16 protein-coding genes are annotated in these 15,011 nt (G+C 52.4%); 13 read left to right on the forward strand and 3 right to left on the reverse strand.

Annotation, left to right across the window (positions count from 1 at the left end; translation table 11 throughout):
* The first annotated feature begins 34 nt into the window (after nt 1-34).
* The 4 genes from AACX78_RS15225 to AACX78_RS15240 all read left to right on the forward strand — a co-directional run bounded on the left by AACX78_RS15225 (nt 35) and on the right by AACX78_RS15240 (nt 3,225).
* A complete protein-coding gene (locus AACX78_RS15225; RefSeq protein WP_159166711.1) occupies nt 35-1,042 on the forward strand; it encodes a DUF4401 domain-containing protein in 1,008 nt (335 codons plus the stop codon).
* Entirely contained in the window at nt 1,039-1,542 is a 504-nt protein-coding gene (locus AACX78_RS15230) for a GDYXXLXY domain-containing protein (RefSeq protein ID WP_159166712.1), read from the forward strand. The genes AACX78_RS15225 and AACX78_RS15230 overlap by 4 nt, the downstream gene beginning before the upstream one ends.
* Nucleotides 1,543-1,616: 74 nt before the next feature.
* Nucleotides 1,617-2,363: a substrate-binding periplasmic protein gene (locus AACX78_RS15235; RefSeq protein ID WP_159166713.1), complete on the forward strand. Its 747-nt coding sequence runs from the start codon at nt 1,617-1,619 to the stop codon at nt 2,361-2,363.
* A 115-nt stretch (nt 2,364-2,478) separates the two neighbouring features.
* Complete coding sequence (locus AACX78_RS15240; RefSeq protein ID WP_034524069.1) at nt 2,479-3,225, forward strand: substrate-binding periplasmic protein; 747 nt, start codon at nt 2,479-2,481, stop codon at nt 3,223-3,225.
* A 545-nt stretch (nt 3,226-3,770) separates the two neighbouring features.
* Here the strand turns inward: AACX78_RS15240 and AACX78_RS15245 are convergent.
* The gene (locus AACX78_RS15245; RefSeq protein WP_236556341.1) at nt 3,771-4,115 is read right to left on the reverse strand and encodes a hypothetical protein; all 345 of its coding nucleotides are present in this window, start codon (nt 4,113-4,115) and stop codon (nt 3,771-3,773) included.
* Between the two features lie 494 nt (nt 4,116-4,609).
* Here AACX78_RS15245 and AACX78_RS15250 point away from each other — a divergent pair, with 494 nt between their 5' ends.
* Together AACX78_RS15250 and AACX78_RS15255 are read left to right on the forward strand one after the other, a co-directional pair.
* Nucleotides 4,610-6,046 carry a dsDNA nuclease domain-containing protein gene (locus tag AACX78_RS15250; protein ID WP_159166714.1) on the forward strand — a complete coding sequence of 479 codons (1,437 nt, stop codon included), beginning with the start codon at nt 4,610-4,612 and terminating at the stop codon, nt 6,044-6,046.
* Entirely contained in the window at nt 6,043-8,247 is a 2,205-nt protein-coding gene (locus AACX78_RS15255) for a DEAD/DEAH box helicase (RefSeq protein ID WP_159166715.1), read from the forward strand. The genes AACX78_RS15250 and AACX78_RS15255 overlap by 4 nt, the downstream gene beginning before the upstream one ends.
* A 450-nt stretch (nt 8,248-8,697) precedes the next feature.
* On the opposite strand, the gene cysS is transcribed toward AACX78_RS15255, so the two are convergent.
* Nucleotides 8,698-10,074, reverse strand: a complete 1,377-nt coding sequence (gene cysS / locus AACX78_RS15260) for a cysteine--tRNA ligase (RefSeq protein ID WP_159166716.1) — start codon at nt 10,072-10,074, stop codon at nt 8,698-8,700.
* 191 nt (nt 10,075-10,265) lie between these two features.
* On the opposite strand from cysS, the gene AACX78_RS15265 reads away from it, so the two are divergent.
* The 5 genes from AACX78_RS15265 (at nt 10,266) to AACX78_RS15285 (ending at nt 12,865) form a co-directional block, all read left to right on the forward strand.
* Nucleotides 10,266-10,763 (forward strand): peptidylprolyl isomerase, encoded by a 498-nt coding sequence (locus AACX78_RS15265; protein ID WP_059113897.1) that lies wholly within the window; start codon nt 10,266-10,268, stop codon nt 10,761-10,763.
* The gene (locus tag AACX78_RS15270) at nt 10,753-11,463 is read left to right on the forward strand and encodes a DUF4269 domain-containing protein (protein ID WP_159166717.1); all 711 of its coding nucleotides are present in this window, start codon (nt 10,753-10,755) and stop codon (nt 11,461-11,463) included. The genes AACX78_RS15265 and AACX78_RS15270 overlap by 11 nt, the downstream gene beginning before the upstream one ends.
* Nucleotides 11,460-12,224, forward strand: coding sequence for a UDP-2,3-diacylglucosamine diphosphatase (locus tag AACX78_RS15275; protein ID WP_096118253.1), 765 nt, complete (start codon nt 11,460-11,462; stop codon nt 12,222-12,224). The genes AACX78_RS15270 and AACX78_RS15275 overlap by 4 nt, the downstream gene beginning before the upstream one ends.
* Nucleotides 12,225-12,304: 80 nt before the next feature.
* The gene (locus AACX78_RS15280) at nt 12,305-12,553 is read left to right on the forward strand and encodes a GlsB/YeaQ/YmgE family stress response membrane protein (protein ID WP_017413027.1); all 249 of its coding nucleotides are present in this window, start codon (nt 12,305-12,307) and stop codon (nt 12,551-12,553) included.
* Between the two features lie 135 nt (nt 12,554-12,688).
* Entirely contained in the window at nt 12,689-12,865 is a 177-nt protein-coding gene (locus AACX78_RS15285; RefSeq protein ID WP_005314534.1) for a DUF3606 domain-containing protein, read from the forward strand.
* Nucleotides 12,866-13,018: 153 nt separating this feature from the next.
* On the opposite strand, the gene AACX78_RS15290 is transcribed toward AACX78_RS15285, so the two are convergent.
* Nucleotides 13,019-13,369: an SDR family NAD(P)-dependent oxidoreductase gene (locus AACX78_RS15290; protein ID WP_265342329.1), complete on the reverse strand. Its 351-nt coding sequence runs from the start codon at nt 13,367-13,369 to the stop codon at nt 13,019-13,021.
* Nucleotides 13,370-13,725: 356 nt separating this feature from the next.
* Here AACX78_RS15290 and AACX78_RS15295 point away from each other — a divergent pair, with 356 nt between their 5' ends.
* Nucleotides 13,726-14,010, forward strand: coding sequence for a hypothetical protein (locus AACX78_RS15295; protein ID WP_125729364.1), 285 nt, complete (start codon nt 13,726-13,728; stop codon nt 14,008-14,010).
* 206 nt (nt 14,011-14,216) lie between these two features.
* Nucleotides 14,217-14,948 carry a hypothetical protein gene (locus AACX78_RS15300; protein ID WP_021141035.1) on the forward strand — a complete coding sequence of 244 codons (732 nt, stop codon included), beginning with the start codon at nt 14,217-14,219 and terminating at the stop codon, nt 14,946-14,948.
* Nucleotides 14,949-15,011: the final 63 nt, after the last annotated feature.

The raw sequence follows: 15,011 nt of genomic DNA on the forward strand, positions 1-15,011 counted from the left end.
AAGGTATCTGGCAAGCCCGCCAAGAGGAGACAACATGGCTGATCTGACCCCCTGGCAACGGCTGCAACAGGCTGATCTGGTGGAAGGGGAAGCCCCCCGTGATACCCAACCTCACTGGTCCAGCCGCTTTCTGCTCGGCATGGTGGGCTGGGTTGCCGCTCTCTTCCTGCTGTTTTTCCTGTTCATGTCCTTTTCACAGCTCACCCGGGATGCCAACAGCGCCCTCATGATGGGCGCCGTGCTGATGGCCATCGCCTTTGGCCTCAACCGCTTCGCCCAGCGCAGCGATCTGTGGGATCAGTTCGTGCTGGCGCTGGCGCTGGCCGCCGATGCCTGGCTGCTCTATGGCCTCATCGATCAGATTGATCTCCACTCGGCGCCACTCTGGTTGGGGCTCGCCGCCCTCTCTCTCTTTATTGCCGCCCTGTTCGAGCACTGGCTGATCCGGCTGTTTCACAGCTTCGCCGCCGCCATACTGCTTACCCTTGGCCTTGCCTGCCTTGGCCTGCAACTGCTGGCCCTGCCGCTGGTCATGATGACGCTTGCCTTCTGCTGGCTGCAGGCAGAACGTCAACCGGCCCACCATCAGTTGTATGAATCCCTGACCCTGGGGTTGGCACTCTCCCTGCTGGTGCTGGGGCGCTTGCACCATCCGCTGTGGAGCGAGGGGGCCAGCATGCTCGACGAGCTTGGCCTCTCTCGCCTGCCTCTCTGGCTCAATCCCCTGCTCTGCGCGGCGCTGCTGCTCGGAGTCATGATCCGGCTCAAGCTGCCACTGCTATACGGGCTGCCACTGGTGCTGATCAGCGCTTTCATCCCCGGCATGGGGGCGGGCGCCCTGGTGCTGGTACTCGGTTTCCATGCTGGCAGCATGGGGCTGATGACGCTGGCGGGCCTGCTGCTGCTCGGCTTTGGCTCCCTCTATTACTATGATCTGGGGCTGACCCTGATGACCAAATCCTGGCTGCTGCTGGGCTCGGGTGCCCTGCTGCTCGGTGCCCGCCAGTTACTGCATGTGATCAACGCCAGGAGACCGTTATGAGACAGCTTGCCCTCTTGCTGACCGGCCTAGCCATACTGGCGGCCATCAACTTCACCGTCTGGCGTTACGAAGCCGCCATGACCAGCGGCGAGGTAGTACTGCTCAGGCTGGCGCCGGTGGATCCCCGCTCCCTGATGCAGGGGGATTACATGCGCCTCAACTACGACATCGCCCGCCAGCTGGGTGCCAGCCGTTACAGCGAGCACACCAATGGCAACGATACCCTGGTGATCCGGCTCGATGAGCATCAGGTGGCCAACTGGGCCGCCGATGGCAAGCCGGAGCAACTGGCATCGAATGAGCGTCTGCTGCAAGTGCGCCAGAGCGACAACCAGTGGCTGATCGGGCCCGATGCCTTCTTCTTTGAAGAGGGCACGGGTGAACAGTTTGAAGTGGCGCGCTATGGGGAGTTTCGCCTGCAGGGGAATGGCAAGGCGTTGCTGGTCGGGCTGAGGGACGAGCAGTTCAAACCCGTTGGCAACCCCAGAGCCCGCTGGTAACTGCTGGCAATATCAGGCTTTTTTGCCCACACTTGCGCAATAAGGATTGCAGAAATCACGCCAAGGACGTACCCATGAGGATAAGGTTGTGCTGTTGTCTGCTGCTGATGTCGTGCCTTGGCACGGCTCATGCTGGCTTGACCAAACTGGAGTACCTGACCGAGGAGTATCCTCCCTACAATTTCAGCAATGAGGCAGGCCAGCCCACCGGGCTGGCGGTCGACTTGTTGCAACTCATCTGGCAGCGCAGCGGCACCCCCGCCCAAGCCATTCGCATCCTGCCCTGGGCGCGGGGCTACTATCTGCTGACCCAGAAACCCAATGTGGTGCTCTTCTCCACCGCCCGCACCGAGACCCGCTCTCACCTGTTCAAATGGGCCTGCCCCATCGGCTATTCCGAATACATACTGCTGGCCCATAAAAGCAAACCTGTCCAGCTCGGTGCCGTCGAGCAGATGAACGACTACCGGATCAGCGCCGTACGAGCCGATGCAGCCGAGCAGTTGCTGCTCAACCGGGGCATGGATGAAACCCGCATCATACCGGCCAACCGGCTGAGCCAGGCCTTGCGGATGCTGGTGTCGGGCCGCGCCGACCTGCTGGCGACCAGCAAGCTGGCGGGTTATGACGCCATCAAGGCGCTGCAGTTCAATGCCGACGATTTCACTGTGGCCTTCGTGCTGGATGCCGAAGAGCTCTGCTACGCCTTCAGCCGCCAGGTGGATGACGACCTGGTCAAACAGTTCCAGCGCGCCATGACCCAGGCACTGGCATCGCCGGAATACCAGGCGCTGCGGCAAAGATACCTGCCAGCCCCTTGAGTCTGTGCAAGAGAAAGCCCGCTTGACCCCTTGATTTAACGCCCGGTTTTATTGGCGAATTATCGCTATGTGGTAACACTTGAGGATGACAGAGCACCTCATCAGGATGGCCAGCATGAAAAAATGGATTGGATTTGCCGCGCTGCTGTTTGCAGCCATCACCCAGGCCAGCCAGGAACTTGGCAAGCTGCACTACCTCAGCGAAGAGTACAAACCCTATAACTACACAGACAGCGCCGGCAACCCGACCGGTCTCGCCATCGAGCTGCTGCATCAGGTGTGGAAAAAGACCAATACGCCGCCGCAAACCATCACCATCATGCCTTGGGCTCGCGGCTATTACCTGCTGACCCAAAAACCCAATGTGGTGCTGTTCGCCACCGCCCGTACCGAGGCACGGGATCCGCTGTTCAAATGGGCATGCCCCATCGGATATGCCGAAATCGTGCTGATAGGGCTGGCCAAGAACCCGCTCACCCTCACCAAGCTTGAAGATGCCCAGCAACACACCATAGGGGCAGTGCGCGCCGATGTGGGGGAGCAACTGCTGCTCAACAACGGCTTTGACGAGCAAAAAATCATGGCCGCCAACCGCCTGCCCCAGGCGCTCAAGATGCTCACCTCCGGCAGGGTCGACTTGATCTCCACCAACAAGACCACACTGATGGATCTCATTGCCTCCCAGCAGCTGGATCCCGCCCAGTTCAAGGTATTCTGGATGTTGAGCTCGGAGCAGTTCTGCTTCGCCTTCAGCCACCCGGTCAGCGACGAGCTGGTCAAGGAGTTCCAAAATGGCCTGACCCAGGTACTCGCCAGCAGTGAATTTCAGCAGATCCAGCACAAATACTTCCCCGTGCGCTGAGCTCTGCCCCCATCACAGGGCCCCGCTCATGGGGCCTTGCCACTCGCACGGGCTGTCACAACCTGATACAACCCGGCCCGCCACCCCACCCCCACCCCACCCCACCCAAAAAGTGCCAGAAAAATTAATCAAAGTTTGAACTGGCGCAAGAAAATGGCTTATTTCTGACACTGGCATCAGCAACTCGTGGATTGGGCCAAGATGGCTCCGTAATATGGTGGACGGTGCCTGTTGGCCCCCTTGTTCCCTCTGATGGTCAACAGCGCATTGTGGTAGCGACAGCCAGGGGCGGTAGCAATTATTGCGCAGGGTCGATTAGCGAAGCGTAACCGTCCACGGCAACCATCCCTCTCCCCTTACGGGTGAGGCGCATGGCGCAATCCGCAAAGCCTGTTTCCGCCATCAAACCCACGTCGAATAGCGGTGCAATTCACTTCGTTCATTGCACCCTACGGTACTTGTCGCACGCCCATCACCTGACCACAGGCTGACCGGATGCCGCTGCCACTTGGCCCAAGGCCCGTCGCCACCGGACGCGACCCGGGTTATTTGACCCGCATCAGGCGATGGCGGGTATCGCCCAGCTCGAACTGGATCACCTGGGAGCGCTGCATGGCCTCGACCCGCTGCAGCATGTCGGCGTTGTACTGCTTGCGCCGCATCCACTGCATGGGCTCCTCGAAGCTGCCTTCATTGACGATAAAGGTATCCGTGTAGGTGTCGTTCACTATGCTGACCACCCAGATGCGCTGCTGAAACTCCGAGAGTTCGGCAAAGAGCGCGGCCCCGCGGGTCGCGAGCCAGCGCCCTGCCTGGGCGATCCTGTTTTTACTGTCGACGAGCCGGTTTGCCATAACTGATAAGGGTTGGATAAGAAAACGGTTGGGCATCCTAGCATCCAGGGGGATGGGCACCAAGCAACAGGAGGGGTCGCCCTCCCCTCGGGGTTACGATCCCCTCTCCCCCTGCGGGAAAACGGTAGGGTGCAATAAGCGTGTAGGGTCGATTAGCGAAGCGTAATCGTCCGCGGCAACAGTCCCCTGCCTATTCGGGGCAAAGATCGGGCGGGTTGTTATCTCACAGCCAACCCCTCGCCCACCCCATGGCGAGAGCAGATTTTCGCACCTATGCAACAGACTTAATCAAGATGGTTGCATAGGTGAAAAAATCATGGTGAGTACAACAGCAAGCGGTACAAATCCTTATCGGAAAGTTGTTTTATATTGAATGCCCGATAGTGAACGCTTCGTAGTGATAATTACCCCATTTATCTAACCTCGAATTAGGCTTCGTTAAGCAAATCTACGTTCTCTAAAAAATCAACAATAGGAATTTATACTAATGGGCAGACAAGAAGACTATAAACAAGGAGATAAATAGCTCTATGTATCTGATGGATGATAATAATAGAGGTGGCGTAGCTGCAAAAAAAGGATTCTTCTTTCAGGATTACGTTGCAACATTTTTAGCCACTGAAATGTTACTTGATCGTGATATTAAAGGAATAGGGTGTGAGGTAGGTGACGATATTGAGATATTTCACTCAGACAATAGCATAACGCATGTCCAAGTAAAAACAGGAACAGTAAGTAATCATTGGACCTTAAGTGAACTTAAAGCTCCTAGAAATGTTAATCAAGGTGGCAAAGCTCAGCCTAACTCTTCTATTCTCCATAAAAGCCTCGAATTTGATAAAACCCAAAACATTCTTAGTAAATTTGTTTTGGTAACAGACAAGCCTGTTAGTGGCCCATTGTGCTTCTTAGAAATCCCCTACGAAAAAAGAACATTAAAGAGTGGGCGAGAAGGCCTGATCAAGTCGATTAATACAGCATTAGGTAAAAAGTTTCAATCTGGTAACGGCCATAGAGGGGAATACTGGGTTGACAATACTTTATGGCGCGTATTTCCGAATGTAGAATTAATAATACTAAAGACTGAGCACAATTTAAGAATTGCTTGCGAAGAATTGCTCAACTGTACTCTTAGCACCGAGTCAATTAAACAGCTGGGTGAAATTCTATGCAACAAAATTTATTCAAAAAGCCAACTTTCAAAAAAAATTAATATCGTAGAAGATAAGACTTTATTCAGGCAAGAATCTATATCTATTTTGCATTCATATACCTTAAGTAAGGCCTTGGTTACCAAGGCATATCCTAATAAGCAGTTAGCAGATATTGTCACCCCGCTATTTGAGGAAGTTTTAAATAAACACAAAAACAAGGGGTTCAAACAAGAATTCAACTTCAATGTATACCGATATGATTATATCGTCGATATGTTAACCAAATGGCTTGACGAAGTTTTTTTAAAACCTTCCGAGATGGTTGGTAACGACCCTACTTTAATTAAAGCAGAGACAATTCTCAAGAGAATATCAGATCTTGAACTCAACAAAGTAATCTCTAAGGTTATATTTAACAGCATATTGAGGAAGCAGAGCCAAGCCCAACCAATTCCTATGATAATGTTTGCAGCCAATAACAATAAAATACTTAAATTTGATTCTGTGCATATCATTAAAAACGACAAAATAAAAGATGAGCTTTGGATAGGGGTTAATGCATCTAATAGTTTCTCATCTCATTTAGATAGGTTTAAATTTGTGATTTTCCTATCCTATAAGATGCAATCTTATGACCACCAAACCTGTGAAGATGCACTCATTGAGGAAATAAAAGATAAAGCAGTTTATATGTATGATTACATGATCAGGAAAAACCCAATTTTCGAAAAAATTCGTCTTGGCTTTTATTTGTTCCCTACTCCATGTAACGACACCATACTAAACAGGTTCAAGAGCAGAGTATTCCCATGACTATTGACACGAAATTTGAGCATAGTCCTTTACTATATTTAAAGAAAGCATCTGGACTTCTATCTAATCCAGTTAGTGCGGCGGAAGGCCGTGATATGATTATTAGGACATTAGACAATAGAGAGTTATATGAAAATTACGAAATATTGTTAAAGCACTTGGTTCGGAAGGCTGGTCTCTATCCCTATCTTAATACAGAGTTTAAAAACCATGATTTAGAAGACATTATATCCATTGAGGCAAATAAGCCAAATCTCAATAATGGCATTGTATTTCATGCTATTCAAACAAGAGTTTTCAATGAGTTGCTTAGTGGTAAAAATGTGGTGTTGAGTGCCCCAACAAGCATGGGAAAAAGTGAGATTATATCTAATATTTTAACTCCAGAAAGATATCGTACCGTCGTTCTAATTGTACCTACAATTGCTCTAATAGATGAAACTAGGAAAAAGTTAGTTGTCATGCTAGGAGAACAATACAGAATCATTCATCATAATAGTCAGTCTCATGATGAGCATGAGCCGGCAATATTCATTTTAACTCAGGAAAGATTTAATCAGAGAAAAGATCTAGAAAAGATTGACCTGTTTATTATTGATGAATTTTATAAGCTTGGTTTTAAATATGACAAAGATGGCGTGTTGAAATATGACGAACGAGCAATATCTCTAAATATTTCTTTATCTCAATTACTTAAACGGTCTAAGCAGTGGTTTTTTATTGGGCCAAATATCACCAGCGTTAAAGGTCTTTTTAGTCTTGTTGGAGATTTTACTTTTATTTGTAGTAATTTTCGCACCGTTTCCGTTGATGTTAAAGAGTATAATATCCCTGCAACAGATACTGATAGAAAAAAGGAGGTGCTGCTAGAAATCTTGAATGAATGTAAAGACGAAAAAACAATCGTATATTGTCGTTCGCCTAATGCAGCTAATAAGCTGGCACAATTCTTAATGTCGGGAGCTTCTTTTGAGGCTAGCTATAATGATGAGTTTATTGATTGGTTGTCAAAAAATTATGATCCTAGATGGAACTATTGCCAATCATTAAAGCACGGAATTGTTCTTCATCATGGAGTTCTGCCAAGAGCTTTACAACATTTTTCAGTTGATATTTTTAATCGTTCTAGGCGACATAATTTACTTATATGTACATCAACAATTATTGAAGGCGTAAACACTAAAGCTAAAAACGTTATCATATATGAGAACTACAATGGACTCGAGTCTATTGACAAGTTTACACATAATAACATTAAAGGAAGAGCTGGTAGGATGTACAAACATTTCGTCGGCAAAGTATATTGCTTGCAAGCTCAACCTGAAGAGGATGATTCTGATGAGTTAGTAGTTCCCATTGGAGATGATGGGAGCAATTGTCCGTTGAACCTTTTGGGATCTATTGACATAGACCATTTATCTTCTGGAGCATTAAGCTCTTGGGAAGATTTTAAAAAAACCACTATCATACCCATTGAAATAATTAGAAATAATTCATCCTTTGAAGTTGAAAAAATTGAATCGCTACTTATTGCAATTAACAGCGTACGCGTTATGGATTTCAGTTTATACAAAAAATTAAACTTTTTTGGTAAACCAACAACAGAAGCACTTTATTTCATAATGGTACAGTTCATAGCAGCTAGAAAGAACGTACTGACAAGAAATGGTTTTTCTGTAACGTCCAAGAATGATAAAGATCCTGTGTTATCTATTTGTGGTAAATTTAGAGCATACATAGCTGCTGAATCAGTTGATGATTACCTTACACAACAGATGAATTGGAAATACAATAAACTCATTGAGAGCCAGAATGATAAGCAGGAGATAGATGAACAAATGTCAGGTGTAATCGATGATGAGCTGAAGATTATATCGAATGTGTATGGTTTCAGTTTTCCTAATTTTTTATCACTTTTTTCAGATATTCTTTTTCACTTGAACTTTAAAGAAAAAACCGGTTTGAAATTTGATTATGGCCCGTTGATTAATGATATGGAATTTCAAAAATTAACGGCAGGTTATGCAGCTATACATGAAATGGGCATCCCCCACCAAACACTTGAAAAAATAAGAAAGGAATTGATAAATGTTAATGAATCTTCAGTGGAGGAACTGAGTGAAGCTATTAATGAAAAATATCATTCAATAGTATCTTTGAATCGGGTCGATAGATATTTCATCCATGCAGCTATGCTTTAAATGGCCAATAGTTACACATGCTCCCCCCAGCTAAAACCCTATTTCCCCCCCCCTTGCACTCCTTCCCCTTTCAGCGGAAAAGGCAGTCAACATGCAAGCTCAAGCCACGGGCGGACACGGTATTGGTTCCCCCTGCAAACCGCCGAGTCGAGTTCAACGGGTCAGGAGCGCCATCATGGATGATGGCGCAGCCGCAGCCGGCACAGGGATGTGCCGTCTGCGGCGCTCCGTCCAACCCGTTGGACGAGACGAGGGAACCCGCGAAGCGGGCGGTTTGCCGGGGGAGAAGACTTTTGGTGACTTTTGGTCTTTCAAAAGTCACTCGCCAAGCCGCACAGCGGCGGCGAAACCCCTTCGAGGGCAAAGCCCTCGCCAAAACAAAAACCGCAGCCCAAGAGGGCTGCGGTTTTTTATTGGGTCAAGCTGTTGGCACCAACAGGGCAACCGGCCTTAGGCACGGCGCCAGCTGGTCTTGCCGGCGCTGTCTTCCAGCACGATCCCCATCTCGGTGAGCCGGTTGCGGGCGGCGTCGGCGGCGGCCCAGTTCTTGTCGGCGCGGGCCTGATTGCGCTGGGCGATCAGTTGCTCGATCTCGGCCACTTCGTCATCGGCGTCATTGCCCTTGAGGAAGGCGTCCGGGTCCTGTTGCAGTATACCGAGCACGGCGCCCAGTTCGCGCAGACGGGCACCCAGGCCTGCGGCCACGGCCATGTCTTCCGCTTTCTGGCGGTTGATCTCGCGCACCAGATCGAACAGGGCGGAGTAGGCTTCCGGGGTGTTGAAGTCGTCGTCCATCGCTTCCTTGAAGCGGGCAACCTGCTCGTCACCACCGGCAGCAGCAGCCACCGGCAGATCGCGCAGGGCGGTGTACATGCGCTCCAGGGCGGCGCGGGCTTGCTTCAAGTTATCTTCCGAGTAGTTGAGCTGGCTGCGGTAGTGACCGGACATCAGGAAGTAACGCACGCTCTCGGCGTCGTAGTGGGCCAGCACATCGCGGATGGTGAAAAAGTTGCCAAGGGATTTGGACATCTTCTCTTTATCCACCATCACCATGCCGCTGTGCATCCAGGTGTTGACGTAGTCGCCACCGTGGGCGCAGCAGGACTGGGCAATTTCGTTCTCGTGGTGCGGGAACTGCAGATCCGAACCGCCGCCGTGGATGTCGAAGTGGTTGCCAAGGTGCTTGGAGTTCATGGCGGAGCACTCTATGTGCCAGCCAGGACGGCCCGGGCCCCAGGGGCTTTCCCAGGTCGGTTCGCCGGGCTTGGACATCTTCCACAGCACGAAGTCGAGCGGGTTGCGCTTGGCATCCACCACGCCGACCCGGGCACCGGCTTGCAGCTGCTCCAGATCCTGGCCCGAGAGCTTGCCGTAGTCGGCGTAGGAGTCGACGATGAACATGACATCGCCGTTGTCGGCCACGTAGGCGTGATCCTGCGCAATCAGGCTCTCTACCAGCTCGATGATTTCACTGATGTGCTGGGTGGCGCGGGGCTCGACGTCCGGGCGCACCATGCCGAGGGCATCAAAATCCTGGTGCATGTCGCCGATCAGGCGCTCGGTCAGATCGTCGCAGGTGACGCCGGTCTCGGCGGCGCGCTTGATGATCTTGTCATCCACGTCGGTGACGTTGCGCACATAGTTGAGCTGATAACCGCAGTAACGCAGGTAACGGGCCACCACGTCGAAGGCGACGAAGGTGCGACCGTGGCCGATATGACAGTGATCGTAGATAGTGACGCCACACACATACATGCCCACCTTGCCCGGGTGGATAGGTTTGAATTCTTCTTTTTGACGAGTGAGTGTGTTGTATATCTTCAGCATCTTATGACCACTGCCTGTGAGTAAAATGGCCTGCCATTCTACCCGCATCCGGTGGAGAAAACGAGGCAGAAAACAGGCCGAATCCTGCGTGCCATCTATGCCGCAGCCCCTTGATGGGCTAGAATTGCCACCACTTTATGCCATAGCCGCGAGCCACCTTCGCGCCCGCGCCACATTTGAAAGGACATATCATGGTTACTCTGCACACCAACCACGGCGACATCACCCTCACCCTGAACGCCGAAAAAGCCCCGGAAACCGTGGCCAACTTCCTGCAATACTGCCGTGACGGTCACTACGACAACACCATTTTCCACCGCGTCATCGACGGCTTCATGATCCAGGGCGGCGGCTATGCCCCCGGTTTTGAAGAGAAAGAGACTCGCGCCCCCATCAAGAACGAAGCGGCCAACGGCCTGTCCAACAAGGTCGGCACCGTCGCCATGGCCCGTACCATGGAGCCGCACTCTGCCAGTGCCCAGTTCTTCATCAACGTGAGCAACAACGACTTCCTCGATTTCAAATCCGCCACCACCCAGGGCTTCGGCTACTGCGTATTTGGTGAAGTGACCGCCGGCATGGACGTGGTCAACAAGATCAAAGCCGTCAAGACCGGCAACTCCGGCCGCATGCATCAGGATGTACCGGTAGAAGACGTGGTGATCACCAAGGTGACCCTTGCAGACTGATCTCTGCCTTCTGCGAGATGAACTGACTGCGGCCCCGGCCGCAGTTTTTCCATCTGCGCGCTTGACCGCCGGCCCGAACTGGCGCCGCCTCGACTATCTGGCCCTGGGCAATCCTCGCCAGCGCGCGGCCCATGCCCTGCTGAACGACACGCCCCTGTGGGGTGAGTTGCAGAGCCTGTGTCTGGATGTGGCGCTGGTGAGCACCCTGGCCATCGGGCTCGACCGGCCAGGCAGCGATCTCGACATCCTCTGCCAGCACAGCGATCCCGCCGCCCTTGCCGACCTGTTTGCCCAACGTCAGTGGCAGAGCCGCGCCCTTGGCAGCGACATCTGGCTGCTGGAGCAGACCTTGATCGATGGCGAGGGCAACCCCTGGCCCATCGAGCTCTATGTCACCCCGGCACGGGTCGATACCCTCAACGGCTGGCGCCACCTCAGCCTGATGGCCGCCTTGATAGAGCACTTTGGCCACGACTTTTACCAGACACTGCGTACCTTGCGCCTGCAACAAGGGCTGAAAGGGGAAGCGGCCATCTGCCGCCTGCTGAAGTTGCCCGGTGACCCTTATCAGGCGCTGTTGACGCTGGAGGGGCGCGACCTTGACCAGCTTGACTGGCGGCCTCAGGCACAGGCACCCTCTGCCCAGCCAGCCACTTTTTCCAGCCACCCAGTTATCAGGGCCCCTTGCACACCATCATGAGCACCCTCTTTATCAGTGACATTCACCTGTGCAGCGATCGGCCCGACATGACGGCCGCCCTGGTGCGCTTTCTGGAGCGCGACGCCCCCGGTGCCGATGCCCTCTATGTGCTGGGGGATCTGTTTGAATTCTGGATTGGCGACGATGACCCCAATCCGCTCCATCACGCCATCGCCGATGCCTTTGCGGCTCTGCGCCAGCGCGGCGTACCCATCTACTTTATCCACGGCAACCGCGACTTTCTGCTGGGCCGGCAGTTTGCCAAGCGATCAGGCATGACACTGCTGGCTGATCCTTGCGTGATCGACCTCTATGGGGAGCGGGTGCTGCTGAGCCACGGCGATCTGCTCTGCACCCTGGATCTGGGCTATCAGAAACTTCGCCGCATCACCCAGCTCAAATGGCTGCGCTGGCTCTTCTTGCGCCTGCCCCTCACTCGCCGCCTCGCCATAGCCTGCAAGATGCGTGGCCAAAGCCAGATGGAAAACGTGCAGAAGAGCCAGACCATCATGGATGTGACGCCAGCGGCGGTGGACGCACTGCTGCGCCAGCACGGCTGCCAGCTGCTTATCCATGGTCACACCCACAGACCCGCCATTCACGACTTCACGCTCGACGGTCAACCTGCCCGCCGTATCGTGCTGGGAGACTGGTTCGAGCAGGGATCCGTGCTGGTATGCCGCCCGGGCGAGCAGCGGCTGGAGCAGCGCGCCTTGCCATCGCTCAATCCTGCCGGGGCCCATGAGTCCGACAATCTGTGACCAGCCGACCATCGCCAGCCCTTCGCACCGTCGCCCCCTCCCCTATAATGTGAGCTCACATAGATAACGAGGAGTTGGCCATGGGATTTATCACCTGGATCGTGTTGGGGCTGTTGGTGGGTATTCTGGCGAAATGGATCATGCCGGGCCGTGATGGCGGCGGCTTTTTCATGACGGTACTGCTGGGGATCATCGGCGCCATGGTGGGCGGCTATGTCGGTACCCTGCTGGGCCTGGGCTCAGTGACAGGTTTCAACCTCTCCAGCATCGCCATCGCGACCATGGGGGCACTGATAGTGCTGTTTGTGTTCAACAAGATCCGCAGCTGACCCGTCCCCACCCTTATCTTGAACGGGTACAGGGTTGTGTGAAGCTCGTCACCATGCGGCATGGGTATATGGGGGATGATGGCGACCAGGCAGAAACTTCTTTCTCGCCAGCCATTTCCATCAGTTGAGGTTCGTATGCCTGACAACAACACCCTAGCCCATCCCCTTGACGCCAAGAGCATCAACGTCAACGACCCCTATGAGATGAAGCTGTGGATCAAGACCTTCGAGTGCACCGAAGTACAGCTGAAAAGAGCGGTGAAAGCCGTCGGCACCTCGGGCAAGGCCATCCGAAAACACCTCAAGAAGTAGCCGTTCGAGAAATGGCAATCCGCTGAAAAAGCCCCGCGAGGGGCTTTTTGCATGGGTCATCGCCATCATGCTCAGTCAGGCGCAGGATCACAGCACGGACACAGGCTCACAACGGATCAAGGTCGAGCGCATCAGGCCAGCACGCATCCTGGCTTAACGCAATCCGGCAATGGTGAAACCGCCATCGACCAGCAGACTCTGGCCTGTGATGAATCGGGCTTCGTCGCTACACAGCCAGGCAACCTCGTCGCCAACATCATCAGCCCCACCGATACGCCCGGCCGGTGTCAGTCTCACAAAAGGCTTGAGCGTCTCTTCATTCGCCCCCATCCGTTGTGCCATCGGCGTGTTGATGATGCCGGGATTGACGTTATTGATGCGGATGCCATGAGGGCCGGCTTCCAGCGCAAGGGCGCGGATCATGGCATCCAGCCCGCCCTTGCTGTTGGTAATCTTTTCTTTCATCTCCTGCTCGGTTCGGCTTGCCCTGCTGCAGGTAGACAACGCAGCCAGACCTCATTACTGAGTGATAACCTCATACTAAAGCATTACCAATTTAGGGATATTGATCCAAAAAATAAGATTTAACAATCAATGCGTTAAGTGAGAATCTATTTTCTTATAACCAAAATATATAATTGGCATTTAAAATGTCACATCTATCATTGACCATATGTATGTCGTCATTTGGGAATTAAACAATGAGAGATAGGGGGCAAATAGCAAGGCCAGTTGATGATGTCATTCCTCTTGGCTATGACTCTCGACGTTACGTCCGTTTTGTTCTTTCTGGTGGGGGTTATGTTGTCCAGTGCCATCTAGACAACATCTGGTTTGACGCATTCAGACCTGCGCTAAGGATGAATCTTCGCGACGTCAATATCCGTGGCGTGGGGCTGATGGGCAAGGCACAACTCAAGCCTGGAGACAGGCTGATTATTCCATCACCTCAGGACTATTTGATGCATGCAAAGGTAGTTCGCTGTGCACCAGATCCCCTTTTCCCGAAGCTCTACAGGATCGGTCTGGTATGGGACCGGCTCCTTCCCGCTAGAGTGCTTTTACAATGGGAGTCTTTTGTGTTGCCACCCCAGCTTCCTGATTTTCATGAGCAAGTATCTATCTTGGAAAGCTTATCCAATTGAATTTGTGTTCTTTTTAGAGCCCACCACCAACAACGATGTGCATTCCGTCTCAAGCCAGCACCGCCTGTAATGATAATTTAATCAAAAAAGAATTATTGTCACTTGATCCATTCGAATCTCATTGCTAGGCTCCATTTCACGTGGAGCAGAAGTAGATATGTAGCTACGCGGTATCCCTTACATTTCATCAAGGAAAAGGAAATACCATGGAAAGCATCGCTATTGCAGCATCCCAGCTCAACTGGAACGGCGGACAACGCATCACCCTCAAAGCCGGCGACACTGCAACCTGTACTGTGCTGCGTCCCGACCAGCTGTATGGGATCTTCATCTACAACTCGGCCCAAAATGACAACAACGCTGCGGTTAACGTTGTCTGGAGTAACAGCCAACCTCCCTGCCAAATCACAGTACCGGGTACGACGGCCAACGCAGGCCTGGCATCAATGGGCTTTGTGTCTGGCACTGACACTCAAACCATTTCCGTCTCACTGCCCAGCAACAGCGGCATCGCCCAAGTTGACCTCTGGCTGGGCAGTGTCAGCATGCCGACCAATACTGCCGGTCTGAACAACCAGCCGTTGCAAGCCAACGGTGATCCTGTGCCGTTCAACAAATACACTCGGTACTATGCAGTGCCTCCGTCAAAATGGATGAACCTGACGATCGCCAGTACCATCACCCAGTTCATTTCATGCCAGTTCCGGCAAGACAAGGCGACCGTGTTTGTCGTCAACGAGACCTCCAATGGTCTGCTCAAAGGTCAGATCACCAAGATGGGGCCGACGGCCAGTGAGACCGGGGCAATTACCATCACGACCTCCCAGATCCAAAGCATTACCGAGAACCTGCAGGGCGATGGCTCGCAGTGGGTTTGGATGGATGCAGACAGCCAGCAGAACTCCCAGAGTGCAACCATTGCACTGCAGTCTCTGTAATCGACCCAAGCGTCTTAACGTCAAGAAGGCCCCACAATGTGGGGCCTTCTTCTATCTGCCTGA

The organism is Aeromonas sp. 9A (genome assembly GCF_963900955.1).
In the GTDB taxonomy this organism is placed as follows: domain Bacteria; phylum Pseudomonadota; class Gammaproteobacteria; order Enterobacterales; family Aeromonadaceae; genus Aeromonas; species Aeromonas salmonicida.

Bases quoted from the DNA above. Each gene is read 5' to 3' on its own strand.
- AACX78_RS15225 (WP_159166711.1), top strand. From the start codon at position 35: ATGGCTGATCTGACCCCCTGGCAACGGCTGCAACAGGCTGATCTGGTG.
- AACX78_RS15230 (WP_159166712.1), top strand. From the start codon at position 1,039: ATGAGACAGCTTGCCCTCTTGCTGACCGGCCTAGCCATACTGGCGGCC.
- AACX78_RS15235 (WP_159166713.1), top strand. From the start codon at position 1,617: ATGAGGATAAGGTTGTGCTGTTGTCTGCTGCTGATGTCGTGCCTTGGC.
- AACX78_RS15240 (WP_034524069.1), top strand. From the start codon at position 2,479: ATGAAAAAATGGATTGGATTTGCCGCGCTGCTGTTTGCAGCCATCACC.
- AACX78_RS15245 (WP_236556341.1), bottom strand. From the start codon at position 4,115: ATGCCCAACCGTTTTCTTATCCAACCCTTATCAGTTATGGCAAACCGG.
- AACX78_RS15250 (WP_159166714.1), top strand. From the start codon at position 4,610: ATGTATCTGATGGATGATAATAATAGAGGTGGCGTAGCTGCAAAAAAA.
- AACX78_RS15255 (WP_159166715.1), top strand. From the start codon at position 6,043: ATGACTATTGACACGAAATTTGAGCATAGTCCTTTACTATATTTAAAG.
- cysS (WP_159166716.1), bottom strand. From the start codon at position 10,074: ATGCTGAAGATATACAACACACTCACTCGTCAAAAAGAAGAATTCAAA.
- AACX78_RS15265 (WP_059113897.1), top strand. From the start codon at position 10,266: ATGGTTACTCTGCACACCAACCACGGCGACATCACCCTCACCCTGAAC.
- AACX78_RS15275 (WP_096118253.1), top strand. From the start codon at position 11,460: ATGAGCACCCTCTTTATCAGTGACATTCACCTGTGCAGCGATCGGCCC.
- AACX78_RS15280 (WP_017413027.1), top strand. From the start codon at position 12,305: ATGGGATTTATCACCTGGATCGTGTTGGGGCTGTTGGTGGGTATTCTG.
- AACX78_RS15285 (WP_005314534.1), top strand. From the start codon at position 12,689: ATGCCTGACAACAACACCCTAGCCCATCCCCTTGACGCCAAGAGCATC.
- AACX78_RS15295 (WP_125729364.1), top strand. From the start codon at position 13,726: ATGAATCTTCGCGACGTCAATATCCGTGGCGTGGGGCTGATGGGCAAG.
- AACX78_RS15300 (WP_021141035.1), top strand. From the start codon at position 14,217: ATGGAAAGCATCGCTATTGCAGCATCCCAGCTCAACTGGAACGGCGGA.